This is a genomic window from Bacillus ndiopicus (assembly GCF_000612805.1).
Lineage (GTDB): Bacteria > Bacillota > Bacilli > Bacillales_A > Planococcaceae > Metasolibacillus > Metasolibacillus ndiopicus.
Genome location: NZ_HG964403.1, coordinates 629251 through 643759, shown reverse-complemented (window position 1 = coordinate 643759; position 14509 = coordinate 629251). Strand labels below are relative to the sequence as shown.

12 protein-coding genes are annotated in these 14509 nt (G+C 37.6%); all 12 read right to left on the bottom strand.

Annotation, left to right across the window (positions count from 1 at the left end):
• Positions 1-9 precede the first annotated feature (9 nt).
• Positions 10-885: a DUF58 domain-containing protein gene (locus tag TY13_RS02810; protein ID WP_042471381.1), complete on the bottom strand. Its 876-nt coding sequence runs from the start codon at positions 883-885 to the stop codon at positions 10-12.
• Entirely contained in the window at positions 882-1877 is a 996-nt protein-coding gene (locus TY13_RS02805) for an AAA family ATPase (RefSeq protein ID WP_042471378.1), read from the bottom strand. Before TY13_RS02805 ends, TY13_RS02810 begins: the two co-directional genes overlap by 4 nt.
• A gap of 11 nt (positions 1878-1888) precedes the next feature.
• Complete coding sequence (locus tag TY13_RS02800; RefSeq protein ID WP_042471376.1) at positions 1889-3334, bottom strand: hypothetical protein; 1446 nt, start codon at positions 3332-3334, stop codon at positions 1889-1891.
• A 12-nt stretch (positions 3335-3346) separates the two neighbouring features.
• Positions 3347-4198, bottom strand: a complete 852-nt coding sequence (locus TY13_RS02795) for an ABC transporter permease (protein WP_081796910.1) — start codon at positions 4196-4198, stop codon at positions 3347-3349.
• A complete protein-coding gene (locus tag TY13_RS02790; RefSeq protein WP_042472373.1) occupies positions 4195-5130 on the bottom strand; it encodes an ABC transporter ATP-binding protein in 936 nt (311 codons plus the stop codon). Before TY13_RS02790 ends, TY13_RS02795 begins: the two co-directional genes overlap by 4 nt.
• Entirely contained in the window at positions 5130-7517 is a 2388-nt protein-coding gene (locus TY13_RS02785) for a hypothetical protein (RefSeq protein ID WP_042471370.1), read from the bottom strand. Before TY13_RS02785 ends, TY13_RS02790 begins: the two co-directional genes overlap by 1 nt.
• Positions 7518-7838: 321 nt before the next feature.
• Positions 7839-8726 carry a LysR family transcriptional regulator gene (locus TY13_RS02780; protein ID WP_042471367.1) on the bottom strand — a complete coding sequence of 296 codons (888 nt, stop codon included), beginning with the start codon at positions 8724-8726 and terminating at the stop codon, positions 7839-7841.
• Between the two features lie 67 nt (positions 8727-8793).
• Positions 8794-9237, bottom strand: coding sequence for a cyclic-di-AMP-binding protein CbpB (gene cbpB, locus TY13_RS02775; protein WP_042471364.1), 444 nt, complete (start codon positions 9235-9237; stop codon positions 8794-8796).
• 151 nt (positions 9238-9388) lie between these two features.
• On the bottom strand, positions 9389-9640 hold the full coding sequence (locus TY13_RS02770) for a short-chain dehydrogenase (protein ID WP_230199379.1): 252 nt from the start codon (positions 9638-9640) through the stop codon (positions 9389-9391).
• An 82-nt stretch (positions 9641-9722) separates the two neighbouring features.
• A complete protein-coding gene (gene fadH / locus TY13_RS02765; protein ID WP_042471358.1) occupies positions 9723-10490 on the bottom strand; it encodes a 2,4-dienoyl-CoA reductase in 768 nt (255 codons plus the stop codon).
• Between the two features lie 175 nt (positions 10491-10665).
• The gene (locus tag TY13_RS02760) at positions 10666-12309 is read right to left on the bottom strand and encodes a putative bifunctional diguanylate cyclase/phosphodiesterase (protein ID WP_052344207.1); all 1644 of its coding nucleotides are present in this window, start codon (positions 12307-12309) and stop codon (positions 10666-10668) included.
• A gap of 42 nt (positions 12310-12351) precedes the next feature.
• On the bottom strand, positions 12352-14496 hold the full coding sequence (locus TY13_RS02755) for an RNA degradosome polyphosphate kinase (protein ID WP_154661522.1): 2145 nt from the start codon (positions 14494-14496) through the stop codon (positions 12352-12354).
• Between the last annotated feature and the right edge of the window lie 13 nt (positions 14497-14509).

The following is a 14509-nucleotide window of genomic DNA, read 5'->3' as shown; positions in this document are numbered from 1 at the left end:
CGGCTCACCTCACCTAATCCAATGTGCTTTCATTAATTGATGAAATATGGCATGCTGTAAGCCATCCTCCACCTTCAATTGTAATTTTCGAATGCCAAAGCGATGGCATTCCGCATCGAATTGTTGCTCATGTAATATTCGTCTTTCTGTATACGTTTGTAATACTTTGCTCGACATCGTCACATTAACATCGTTACCTGTCTCACTATCTAAAAGTCGCACATCTCCTGTGTAATTTGGTGAAAGCTCCTCATCAGTCACGATTTGAATAATGCGCACATCTCCTGCAAAGCGTGGCAGTCGTTTCAATAGCTGTTCCCATTCCTCAATTGGCTCTAGGCCATCTGTAATAATAAACAGCACTGTACTATCCTTTGGTAACGCTCTTAAAGCACCTTGTGCAAAGCTTCCATTATAGTTTGCTTGCTCGATTACAGAAACAATTTGCAAAAAGGCGCGCCTATATGTTGCACCTTTTCGACGAAACGGAGGAACTACCTCCTCCTGTAAATAAGAAAAGGACAAGCGATCATCGCGCCCAAGCACCATTAAACCAAGCGATGTAGCTATTTGCCTTGCAAATAGCCATTTCGCATCTGCCCCCATTGATTTTGTCGTATCAAGCAAAATATGCACACGCATCTCCTGCTCATCTAAAAAGCGTTTAATAAAATATTTATCTGTTCTTGCAAAAACATTCCAATCTACTTGTCGCACATCATCACCTAAATGATACTCACGGAAATCTGAGAAATCGAGTGATGCCCCGAAGCGTTGCGAACGGTGCGAGCCTTTATGCTGCCCACGTAATTTGGAGGCCGTTGCTACTTGGAAGCGACCTATTTTGACAAGCCAATCTTCCGGCAATACATATTTATTTGTCACTTGCTGACACCTTGCTGCACTTTTTCTAAAATAACCTCAATAATATCATCCGCTGTTTTCCCAGAAGCCTCCCCTTCATAATTCAACAGCATACGATGACGCAGTACAGGCTTCGCAACCGTCTTAATATCCGCTACTGAAACATGGAAGCGACCATTCATTAATGCACGTGCCTTTGCAAGCTTAATTAAGCTTTGCAAGCCACGTGGACCACTGCCATACAACGCATATTGCTTTACTTCATCAATCGCATATTCACCCTCTGGATGTGTAGCTACAATAAGCTCTGTTGCATATTCTAGCATTTCATCAGCTACTAATACTTCTCTCACCATGCGTTGTGCCTCAACTAATTCCTCGGCATCCATTATTTTTTGTAAGCCAATTTCCATCGAGCCCGTTGTGCGTTTCATAATCTCCATTAACTCTTGCTTTGCTGGGTATGGTACAAGTATTTTACATAGGAAGCGGTCCATTTGTGCTTCTGGTAATGGGTATGTTCCTTCCATTTCAATAGGGTTTTGCGTAGCCAATACGAAAAACGGCTTTGCCATCTTTTTTGTATCGCCTAAAATCGTTACTGTTTTTTCACCCATAGCCTCAAGCAAAGCACTTTGCGTTTTTGGCGTTGCACGGTTAATTTCATCCGCTAATACCATCTGGCTAAAAATAGGGCCTGGCTGGAATGTAAATTGCTGTTTGCCATCTGGTGTCCGCTCAATCATGCTCGTTCCCGTAATATCTGCTGGCATTAAATCTGGCGTAAACTGAATTCGTGAAAACGACAAATCCAAGACCTCCGAAATCGTGCGAATTAACATCGTTTTCCCTAAGCCTGGTAAACCTTCTAATAACGCATGACCATCCGCTAAAACTGAATATAAAGTATAATCAATCGCTTCCTCCTGTCCAACAATGAAGCGATGAATTTCTTCTTTTACTTGCTGTAATTTTTTACTCATTTCTGTATACTGCTGCTCTGTAAATGCCATGAATCTTCCTCCTAGCGCGACTCGATTGACGTAAAGTATGATTGTACAACTGATTGCAAATCTTTTGGTAGCTGTAAACGCTCCGAGCTTTCTAAATAGCTATCTTTATATGTGCCAATCACTTCTTCATATGGACGTATTGTCCCTTTTACAACAGGGCCATCTGCCTCCTGCTCAGAAACATGTGAGCCTTGGCCTAATGAACCACCATCAACAGTTGTCTCACTTGAGCCACCTATTCGATTAGGGATTGTTAGTAAATCGCGACTGCCTTGGCCCGTACCTGCACCTGTGCCACCTTTACCATTGCCTTGTCCAGAGCCTTGCCCCTGTCCTTGACCTTGCCCAGCTCCTTGACCTTGACCATTCCCTTGCCCTTGTCCCGAACCTTTTCCTTGCTGACCTGATTGCCCTTGTTGACCAGATTGACCTTGTTGTCCTGACTGCCCTTGTTGACCAGATTGACCCTGTTGTCCCGCTTGACCTTGTTGACTAGCCTGCCCTTGCTGTCCTGACTGCCCCTGTTGATTGGATTGATTACTTTGGTTTGTAGCATTTGCATTGGAATTGTTCGCACTTGCAATCGCATTTTGTAGCGATTTACTTAAAGGCTTTCCTAATTTACCCATTGCTGTCTGTGTGGAGTTTGCATTTTTCGTTAATTGCTGCTGTGTTTGCGCTAGCTCCTTTAGCTGTTCAACTTCTTGCTCCGTTAAGCCTTCATTTTCATTTCCTTCATTGCTGTTCGCTGTCTGCTTATCCTTTAGCTGCTGCTCCTTCAATGCAAGTTCCTTTTGCTTTTTCACCATTTCACGCAATGCTTCCTCAGCTGTTTGTGTTTCTTTCAATTTGTTTTGTAGTTCCTTCAATTGTTCCTTTACTTCTTTTGACTCTGCTTTTTTTTCTAACTCAGCCACTTCTTTTTTTATGTCCTGTATCACTGCACGCTCTTTTTCCGTTTCAATTGCTTCCATTTGTGGCTTTGCAGGAAACATGTACATGACAGCTAATAAACAAGCAGTCATGATTAGGCCAATGAATGCTTTTGGTCGAAACAACTGCTTGTCACGTTTTTTAAATGCTGCATATGCCTGCTCCATATTGCGCCATGCTTTTTGTAACAGCGATAGAACTAGTGGCTCCTCATCATCTTTAAAAGATAGTGCTGTTACTAGTTCATTATGCGCAAAATAACTATCTAACTTAAATAAAGCTTCCTGCTCACGTACACGCTTCCACCATATAACAATTATCGTCACAACAAGCCCTACAGCAAATGCTGCTAAGGCTGTATGACGATAATATGGCCAGACGAACAATCTTGAAATAATCATGATTGAAGCGCCCGCAAGCAATGCAAAAAACAAGCCATATTGCGCAAGCGGTATGCTTTTTTCTAGTAGTAAACTTCTTTTTGCACGTTGAATATAACTCCATAATTGCTTACGTTGCTCCATATCCATTCCTCCTTATCGATTGCTCTTCATATTTGCACGCAATTTCTTAATAGCTACAGTTAAACAAAGTAGCATTATACCACTATAAAAAATTAAATAGGTTACCCAAACAGGTAGCTTAACTCCAGATAACTCCTTTAATCCTCTCCCCATTTCAGGCTCGATTAATGTGAGAATTAATGCTCCAGGATTAATCGCTGCCCAAAAATAGGCCATAAAGGATTGCGCTGTCCCCCCTGCCGCTGGTGGTGTCATTTGGCTAAACGCCATTGTTATGAAGAAGAAGAAGGCTGTTATGCCCCCTAAAAAAATGATGGAGCCATATGTAGCAATCATCGCTACAATTGTTTTTTTCGTAATTGTCGAAAACATCACGCCAATACTCCCGACTGCTACAACTGTTAATAAATAAAATAAAAAAATTGAAGCAATCTGCGATGGTGATACACCACCAAATAAGAAAACCAAGCTATATAATGGCAAGCCTGCAATAAGCATTAATACAAGAAATGACACCGATGATAATAATTTGCCAATCACAATTTGCGTAGAGCTTTGTGTTGTCGTCAGCAAAATATTTAACGTTTGCTTTTCACGCTCACTACTAATAGCACCTGCTGTTAAGCTTGGTGTAATAAACAAAACAAGTGCCATTTGAATAATTGTTAATACAGAAAACATCGCAAAGCTTGTATCTGGTCTAAAAAACCCTTTTCCCGTAAAACCAGTTGTTATTAATAAAAAGCCTGCAATAAAGATGACTAAAACCGCCAAATAAAACATTAAACCTGAAAAACTTTTAAAGGAACGGAAGCGCAACTTCAGCTCCTTCACAAATACTGGATTATATAAGCGTTCCATCACTCTGCATCCGCTCCTTTCGTAATTGCCATGAAGACATCTTCCAAGTCTTTCTCTTCCTCTGTTAAAGCATAAATCGGTAAATCAGCTAAAATCGCTTTTTTTAGTAAGACAACTTGCTCCTCATCTGTCCCTCGGTAATTAAATTCTATTTCCAATTTGCTTTCAATAACATCGATTGCAGATATTTTCGGGTCCTCCTCTAAAAAAGCACGCACTTCATTTAAACGGTCTGTTACTTTTACAACGATATGCTTTTCACCTTGTAGTTGCGCTTGAATTGTCGCCACATTGCCATGCGCAATAAGCTTCCCATTATCAATAACACCAATCTCATCACACATTTCCGCTAATTCAGGTAATATGTGTGATGAAATTAAAATCGTCTTGCCCATCGTTTTTAAATTGCGTAAAATATCGCGCATTTCTACTCGTGCGCGTGGATCTAATCCAGATGCTGGTTCATCTAAAATCAGCACTTTTGGATCATGAATTAAAGCCCTTGCTAAGCAGAGTCTCTGCTTCATACCACGTGACAATAAATCAACATATTCATAGCGCTTATTTGTTAAATTAACAAGCTCCAAAAGCTGTGGAATTAACACCGCACGATCCGCTATATTAATACCATAGCTAGCGCCATAAAAATCTAAATATTCATCGACTTTTAGCTGGTCATAAACACCAAAGAAATCTGGCATATAGCCAATTTGCTTGCGCACTTCCTTAGGTTCCTTAATGACGCTTTTTCCATTAATAAAAGCATCCCCGGAAGTAGGTGAGAGCAACGTTGCTAAAATGGAGAACGTTGTTGATTTTCCTGCACCATTTGCGCCTACAAATCCGAATACAGTTCCTTCAGCTAACGATAAATTTAATTGATCTAAAGCTATAAAGGAGCCGTATTTTTTCGTTAAATTTTGAATTTCAATCATCATTTCGCCACTCCTTTCAGCTCAACGTTAGGTAATGTCGTCTCAACTGTTCCCTGATTTGTAGAGAAAACTAGCTCTAGACGGATTTCTCCAGTCTCATTTATATAATTTTCAACAGTATTTGTTAATGAAACACGTGCACTTTCTAAAGGCTCATACGTGCTCGTACTGTTATTCCACACAGCTAGCACCATATTTGCTGTATCTTTATTAGTAATATTAATTTCATCAAGTTTCTTAATATGTTGCGTGAAATTATTTGGCAATGAAACAACAACCTCATATGTGCCATCCGATAAATACCATCTGTTCATTAGCTTATCGTACGGGTCAAAGTAGCCATTTATTGATAGAGGTCGTACATCATAATTTAAATTGCTTTGCTTCATTGTAAATGGTCCTGATAATTCTATTTTCCCTTCAAATGGCTGGACGAAATATGAAATCGGAGACATATCAGCACCTGTTTCTAGCTCAACACCTACTAACGCTTGCTCTGCCCATGCACTGATAATTGGCTGCTCGTCTTGCATAGTTAAAGATCCTGTTGTCGCTTGTAAATTTTCAATGCGAACTGGATCAATATCCTCTTTCGTTGTTGGATAGTTATAGTTATATCCGTTGTAATTTGTTGGCTTTTGTAATGTTGTCAATTTCACATCTTTTTCAACAGCAAGCGTACCATTTGCTTCAATATCGCCTAATTTTACTACCTTCAAGCCTGATTGCAATGTTACATCTTTTAAATCAAACGGGAAGTTATTTTTAATTGTCCCTGTTAGCTTTTCATTTTTTAATGTTAAATCAATATCCATTTTCCCTACATTTTGTGCATTTGTACTACCTATAAACGATTGCACAGACCAATAACTTAAATTGCGCATCGTGAGCTTTGTACCATCTGCATGTTCCTTAATATATGAACTTTCATATATTGCGTCTGAACCTGTAAATCTACCATAATTACGTAGGGCGATTGCAGTTGTATTTGAATTTGTATTAACAACAAAATTCCCACCACGATTTGTTAAAATTGATTCTATATAATAGCCATTTAAACTACCATCCTCGTTTATTTTATAAGCTGCGGATTGCTGTACTTGAGGCTGCATAATACGCCCCTGTGCACCTATAATAAATAGTGCTATCGATACAACAATCGATATTAAAGGAATAATCCACCAAGCATGTTCACGCTTATCTAGCTTTCTTAAAATAAAGTAAAGAATAGGTCCAATAAAGATGATATAAATAATAACAACAATAAGAGTGGAGCTCATCGAAACTTCAAAAGATGGAAACAGTTCGTTAACTGTACGTAAGCCATACATCATTTGCTCTAATGGCGGTTGGTAATACATCCCTGAGTTATTAGAGAATTTTTGAATGTTTAACATTTTTGCAGTCAATGCTGCATAGCCATCCATAGAAGCAAGTGGCTGATCGCCTAACGAAAACGTTGTTTGAATAATTTCACCACTGCCTACTTTTTTCTTTGCAGCTAAAACATTATTCCCATCCTCTAATACAGGAAGGCTCCCATCCGTCATAGTAGCTGCATATGCTTGAATCGAATCTGAGAAAATCCCACCATTAGATAATGTTGTTAACGTATCAGCTTCAATTGTTATCATTTCTTTTGACAATGTTAACGGTAAAACATCTTTAAAAATTCCAGATGCAGTATTTATTTGCTCCATCGCACCAATAACAAGTGTGCCGCCCTCCTGCACCCAGCTTAGCAATGCTTGCTGCTGTTTTTGTGACAAATCTGCGATGGACACCTCATCAAATACAATAATATTGGCCATTGCTAAGCCTAATGCGTCCTCAGGAAGCTTATATCCTTTTATTTGATTTAAATGTATTACTTCAGTTTGATAGTTTTGTGAAAATTGCGATAGTTTCAAGTATCCACTAAGACGGTCGCTGCTATCAGTTACAGTAAAAACAAAGGTTGACATTGGATCTATAAAGTTTGTTTGAAGACGCTTCGTCCCTTTGTATTTTACTTTCTTATCCTTTTCAATCCCACCTTCAAAAAAGGCGAATATCTCCTGATCTGAATAATTATAATCCGATAAGCCATTCAAATATAATTCAAATGTTTTTTCTTCACCACTTGCTATCGAAATAGGAATAACAAGCGCTGATGCCGCTTCATAGGAGTAGGCTGTGTTCACTACCATATCCCCATTGAAATCGTCTCCAGTATTTTTAACTGTTACATATAATGGCGTGGGCTGCATATGTTTCGCTTTCCCGTTAATACCTGCTTTTGCATCGACCTCTAGAGATGATGCCGCGCTAGCTTGTCCAAACGGTAAAAACAAGCCAATCATTAGCATCATGACTAGTATGTATGCTGTTATTTTTACATTTCTCAAAAGCTCAACCCCTCTTCTAATTCATTAACTACCCTAAATAATTATACGCTTTTAAACTCCATTAGTTCCAATTATTATGAAATTTTCAGAAATTCTTAAGAAAAACTTCATTATTATCCTCTTTCTTAGAGTAGCTATACAGTAAAACTGCGTTTATCGACTCTCATATCTTTTTGTATACTGCGGAAGGAAAATCACAAAACAGTTTTTGTCATATTACCTACTTTTCTTATTAGACGTAATAAATAATTGTTTGTTACAACATATATACTCAAATGCAAAAAAGACGTAGATGAAAACAGTGTTCACCTACATCCTTGCTTATTTATATTCATACAAACATCTCGCATGATCTTGCACAACTTCTACAAAAGCATTTACTTGGCGTAGCTCAAATGAAGATTCATAGCCAATTAGCCATGTATCACGTGTTAGCCCTAAATCATTTTCCGAATTTATTAGAGGAATTTTATTCATATACTCAGCACCGTTCAGTGTAATCGAAGGTAAAATCGCATAGCCAATCCCATTCATTACCATTTGCTTACATGTTTCAATTTGGTCAACGACAATTTGATGGCGCGGATTAGAATGAAAATGGCGCTGCCACCATTGTTGAATTTCTTGATAGTAATTGGAATCACTTTTGAATTGAATAAACGGGCGATCTGTCGTTTCAATCTCCTTTAAATTCGTAATTTCTGTATCAACCAAATACATCATATCGCGAAACAAATGTAGCTTCTTCCCCTTCCAATCAACTTGCCCTCGCACAATACCAACATGTGCCTCGCCTTCATAAAGTGCTTTGACGATTTCTGAGCTCCAGCCTGTCATTAAAGAAATTTTCGCATCTGGATACTGTGTCACAAAATCCTTCAATACTTTTGGTAGCCAGTTTTGCCCAACAATCGAGGCACAAGCAATCTTCAAAGTACCATGCACCTTCGAATTCAAGGCCTGAATCGTTTCAAAAATTTCCTCGCGTTTTGCTATCGAATCAATCGCATATTGGATGACAAGCTCACCAGCCGGTGTTGGGGATAAGCCTTTTGGAGATCGTAAAAATAGCTGGATTCCCCAGTCTTTTTCAATTGACTGTAACCTTTGAGATAATGCTGGTTGCGTTAAAAATAAACGCTCCGCCGCCTTTCTCATATTGCGCTCCTCTGCTAATATTTTAATAATCTCAGCTTCTGTTGTAGTCATTGTTTCACCTCTTTATCTAGTATAATAGGGGTGTCAGGAAACTTTTTCCCGACACCCCCAAATTCCCCTATAATTCGCTTGAATAAATGTGTTTCTTTAGTTGCTTTAAAATAACACGTCGCGTCATAATACCTGCAAATGTCCCATCTTCCTCTATTACACAAAGAAAAGCATGGTTAATAACTAAATCTAAAGCTCGTCGAAACGTATCAGTTATTTTTAAATATGCAACCTCTTGATCCATCACATCTTCTACTTTAAGTGTTGCAAGCCGATCATATTCAATACGTTCTAATCCTAAAATTTCTTCAGTAATCATCTTCGTACTAAGCAAGCCTTGTAGACGATATTTCACATCTAATACCGGAACCGACGAATAACCTGTTTTCGTCAAAACTAACAAGGCATGCTCAGCACTGTTGCCACTTTGAACATGCGCAACCTTTTCAGCTGGAATCACCAAATCAGCTATTGGCATGTCAAGTATAGCTTTATTGTTTAATGAAATCATGACATCATAACTCCTTTTTGCGTTCTTTCACTAGAATCGCACCCTTACTACTATCATATCATACTTTATTTCATTATGACTATGTGAAGGTCGGAGAAGTTGCCATGAGAAAGGGGGAAAATTGGATAAAATCCAACTTTCCCTATTGTTATTAATAAGAACCTGTCGTTGCCCAGTAATAAAAAATAATAATTCCTAAAAATAAGTTCATAATAAAATACATGACGATGATGGGATTTAAAAGAAACGGGTGATCTTTAATTGCCTCGTGAATCGGTGTATCTTCTGTACTTGCGTGTCTTTCTGTTTCTTTTGCTACACGAACCGTCACATAATAGCTCCATGCAAGCAATAGTACGCCAACAAAAATAGTTGGATAAAGCCATATCCCCAACGGAAACACTCCTTTCGTTTTCGTTAGTATGTGCTTTTCCAACTAAAATATATTCAAATTTGCTTACAGGTCTAAGGAAGTAATTCACATATTAAAACGGGAATTGGTTTAACCATGCGCCACCATCTAAAGTAACGCATTCCCCGTTCATATAGGCTGCTTTATCAGATAAAATAAATGTCGCTAAATTAGCAATTTCCTCAGGTGTACCTAGACGTTTTAATGGTACTGACTCAATTGTACGTCGAGCCTGTTCCTCCGATTCCCATAATTTATCGGCTCCACCTGTTCGCTCAATTGGTCCTGGCGCAATAGCATTCACTCGAATCCCATACTGTCCACCCCATTCAACAGCTAAGGACCGTGTTAATGACAAGACACCTGCTTTAGCAGCCGCTGAATGAATGACGCCTGCTCCCGCTCCCCAAGCGTAAGTCGCAACCATATTCAAAATTGAACCTTTAATATTATTTTCAATCCAATAACGCCCTAACTCGGAAGAACAATAAAAAGTACCATTTAATACGATATCGATAACTGCCTTCCAACCATTTGGTGATAAATTTTCTGCTTTTACTAAAAAATTACCCGCAGCATTATTAACTAGCCCGTCTACTTGTCCGAACTTTTCTAGCGCAAAAGCGAGCATTCCCTTTACATGCTCTGGCTCGCGTACATCCATTTGAAATGTTTCAATATGATTGCCGAAGCTTTTTATTTCTTCTTTAGCTTTAGCCAAACGCTCTACGTCTCGCCCTGTAATAACGACATTTGCCCCTTCTTGTACAAATTGCTTTGCCATAGCAAGCCCCATCCCACTAGAGCCACCTGTAATAATAATTGTTTTTGCCTGTAACATACATACTCCCCCTTACAGCTTTTAATGAATGAATTATCATTCATTTTTTGATGTAACTAAAGCTTTAAAAGCTACACCTAATTATATATTACTATGAGCTACTCCAAAAATATACTGCAATTTAAAAGCTAGGCTTATCTTGTTGATTTTAGCCTAGCTCCATAATTGAAATAACCTAATGGAAATATTGCTCTACTATTTGCTCGGCTGGCAATGGTCGATTATACAGGTAACCTTGCACTTTTTGGCAATTATTTTCCCTTAAAAATTGTTCTTGTGCAGTTTCCTCAACACCTTCAGCAATTACTTCTAAACCAAGGTTTTGAGCTAATAAAATAATCGTTTCTACGATTGCTTTATTTTTTTGATCCTTCTCAATATCTGTGATAAATGATTGATCAATTTTTATAATATCAATTGGATATTCCTTCAAATAACTGAGCGATGAATAGCCTGTACCAAAATCATCTACCGAAACATATACACCTATTTCTTTTAGCCGTCTTAAAATAGTCGTCGTTTCATGTAGATTCGTCATGGAGCTTTCAGTAATTTCAAGCTCTAAATATCTTGGCTCAATGCTATATTCTTTCAACAATGCTGAGACACGTTTCACAAAATCCTTTTGTTTGAATTGCTTCGGTGAAATATTGACCGCAATACGCACTGGGTTGAAGCCACATTCTCGCCATTCTTTTTGATACTGGCAAACTCGCTCTAAAACCCACTCACCAATGCTAATAATAAGACCCGAGGATTCAGCTATAGGTATAAATTGTGCTGGTGAAACCATACCAAATTTTCTATTTTCCCAACGTATAAGCGCTTCAAAGCTGTCTATTTTATTTGTTTCTAAATTAACCTGAGGCTGAAAATGAATCATAAGCTCATTTAACTCCACGGCTCGATGTAGATGGGCCTCCATTAAAGCTTCATTAGGGAAATAATGTTTCAATTCCTCATTATAATAACAATAATGCCCTCTTCCATTATTTTTCATATAGAATAATGCTTGGTCCGCTTGATGAAGTAAAATGTCTAAATCTCTTTCTTCGATTGTTGATAAAGCAATCCCAACTGAGGCAGTAATAAAATATTCTTGGTTCTCTACTATAAATGGCTCCTGTAGACTTTGTAAAATATTGTATGCTACAGTTTCCACTTCATCTAATTCTTCATAATGGAAAATTACTACAAATTCATCTCCGTTATGTCGAAACACTTCACAGTACTCACTGCGTAAACTTTTAAATCGTTCGCTTACTTCAAATAACAATCGATCTGAACGTTGTTTGCCTAAGGATTCGTTGAACTTTTTAAAGCGATCTAAATCCACAAGTAATAATGCAATATTTGATGTTTTTTTGAAGTTATTATGATCTGCCCATTGCTTGTTTAATGCTCGGCGATTATATAGCTCCGTTAATTCATCGTAGTAGGCTGAGCCCATGATATGCAAACTTTGTTCATCAATAATTGGTGATGCTACTAAAGAGCGCATAATCACAACAATATACTCCTCGTCCTGCTCAATAATTGTTTGTAATACGACAGCTATTTCAACATCATTAATTCTAATTTTTTTGATTTCTTGGTCATTTTGTAAGAGAAGTTTTTTTACTTCAAACCAATTGATTTGATGAAAAAAATGCTCTGCACTCATTCCCTCTTTGAATAAAGAATTTAATAAACGAGCTGCTTTACAATTTGCACACTGAACAATATACTTTTGTTCAGTGTATTGTAAAACTACAATTGCATCAAATGGATTTAGTTGAATAATTCTTTCGAACAAATTGTTCATATTCTGCTTTATCATGTTGTTATCGAATCCTCCAGACAAATGTTATTTCGCGTTTGCCTATTCCTCAAGTTTGACCGTACCAATCGCTTCTTGTAAAAACATCTCCTGGCTATTAATACGCTCCATGCCAGTATGCCCCTCTTTATAGTGGTATTTTCCATTAGCATCTTGAATACGCGCTTTTTGATTATCATTTAATTGTAAATCCATAATATCCATAATGCGTTGTTTAATATCCATTGAATAAATCGGGAATAGAATTTCTACGCGATTCACCATGTTACGTGTCATCATATCTGCAGACGATAAAAATAGTTTGTTTGCTCCATTATGATGGAACCAAAAAATTCGCGAATGCTCTAAAAATCGTCCAACAATGCTCGTCACGCGAATATTCTCGCTTACCCCTTTAATACCAGGTCGCAAGCAGCAAATACCACGAATAATTAATTCTATTTTCACTCCTGCTATGGAAGCCTCATAAAGTTTCAGCATTAAATCTTTATCAGTTAATGAGTTCATTTTTGCCTTTATAAAGCCATTACCATGCTCTTTATGACAACGAATTTCCTCATCAATCAATTTAATAAATTCATCTCGAATATCGTAAGGTGATACGACTAAATGATTGAATTTTGGTTTTTCAGTATAACCGCTTAAATAATTAAAGAAGTTCGTTGCATCAATACCAAAATCTTTATTTGATGTAATAATCCCCATGTCCGTATAAATTTTAGCTGTTGCATCATTATAGTTTCCAGTTCCTAAATGTACAAAGCGCTCAATTTTACCTAATCTTCTGCGTACAACTAATGTAATTTTAGAATGGGTTTTTAAATTATTCATACCATAAATAACTAAGCAACCTGCCTGTTCAAGCTGTTTTGCCCAATGAACATTGTTCTCCTCATCAAAACGGGCCTTTAATTCCACTAATACATTAACTTGCTTACCATTTTCAGCAGCTTGCTTCAATGCTTGAATAACAGGTGAATTGCCACTAACTCGGTACAATGTTTGTTTAATCGCTAATACCGATGGATCATTTGCTGCTTCTGTAATAAAATCAACAATTGGCGCAAAGGATTCATAAGGATGGTGGAAAAATAAATCCTGCACTAATGCTTTTTCAAATAAATTTTCATTTGAGTGTAAATCTTGTGGCGGCTGTGGTATAAAGCTTTCGTACATTAAATGCTCAAGCCCCTCAGAAATCGTCTTTACAAAGGAAAACATAAAGGTTAAATCAAGTGGTCCGTCAATTTTGAATACATCAGATTCTTCAATTTCGAATTCCTCCAATAAATATTCAAGTACATCATCGTCCATTTCGCCTTCTCGTACTTCTAGACGACTCCCAACTCCCCATTTACGCTTCTTTAACTCTTTCTCTATTTCAACTAATAAATCCTGTGCACCTTCTTCATGAATTGTTAGATCTGCATTACGAGTTAATCGGAACGCTTGTGAAGATTTCACTTTATAGCCATAAAATAATTTATCAATTTGGCTTGTAATAACGTCTTCTAACAGTACATAAATAGCTTCATCTTTATTGCCAGGTACTTTAATTACTCGATCTAATACAGAAGGAACCTGAACGATAGCTACTTTGTCAAAATGCTCCATTTCCGTATCATTGTTATTTTCCAACATAACAAGCAAGTTTTGCGTACGCCCCAAAAGTGTTGGGAAAGGACGATAAGCATCAACTGCCACCGGTGTCAGAACAGGGAAAATAGTTTCCATAAACAATTCATTAATATATTGCTTTTGTTCAGGATTCAATAGCTTCAAATCACGAATAAAAACATTTTCTTGTGGCAGTAGCTCATCAATTAAATGACGATAAACTTCCATTTGTCGACGTACTAATGCCTGTGTACGCTCTGCGATTTTTGTTAATTGCTCCTTCGGTGTTAAACCAGACTTATTTTCAGCCTTATGGAAGCCTGCTCTCACCTGATCCTGCAGCCCTGCTACACGCACCATAAAAAACTCATCTAAATTAGAGCTGAAAATAGCCAAAAATTTCAAGCGTTCAAGTAATGGGTTATTCGTATCTTCTGCTTCTTCTAACACACGTTCATTAAATGCTAACCAACTTAACTCACGATTATTATAATATTCAGGCTTACTAATTTCTTCAATTAAAGCCTCGTTTGATATAATAGTATCTACATTTTCATGATTATTATTCATTTGCTCTGTACTT

What these genes read in the sequence shown, in the direction of transcription:
- cbpB (WP_042471364.1), bottom strand. Translation starts at nt 9,237, where the DNA reads ATGATTTCATTAAACAATAAAGCTATACTTGACATGCCAATAGCTGAT.
- TY13_RS02760 (WP_052344207.1), bottom strand. Translation starts at nt 12,309, where the DNA reads ATGATAAAGCAGAATATGAACAATTTGTTCGAAAGAATTATTCAACTA.
- fadH (WP_042471358.1), bottom strand. Translation starts at nt 10,490, where the DNA reads ATGTTACAGGCAAAAACAATTATTATTACAGGTGGCTCTAGTGGGATG.
- TY13_RS02800 (WP_042471376.1), bottom strand. Translation starts at nt 3,334, where the DNA reads ATGGAGCAACGTAAGCAATTATGGAGTTATATTCAACGTGCAAAAAGA.
- TY13_RS02755 (WP_154661522.1), bottom strand. Translation starts at nt 14,496, where the DNA reads ATGAATAATAATCATGAAAATGTAGATACTATTATATCAAACGAGGCT.
- TY13_RS02790 (WP_042472373.1), bottom strand. Translation starts at nt 5,130, where the DNA reads ATGATTGAAATTCAAAATTTAACGAAAAAATACGGCTCCTTTATAGCT.
- TY13_RS02805 (WP_042471378.1), bottom strand. Translation starts at nt 1,877, where the DNA reads ATGGCATTTACAGAGCAGCAGTATACAGAAATGAGTAAAAAATTACAG.
- TY13_RS02780 (WP_042471367.1), bottom strand. Translation starts at nt 8,726, where the DNA reads ATGACTACAACAGAAGCTGAGATTATTAAAATATTAGCAGAGGAGCGC.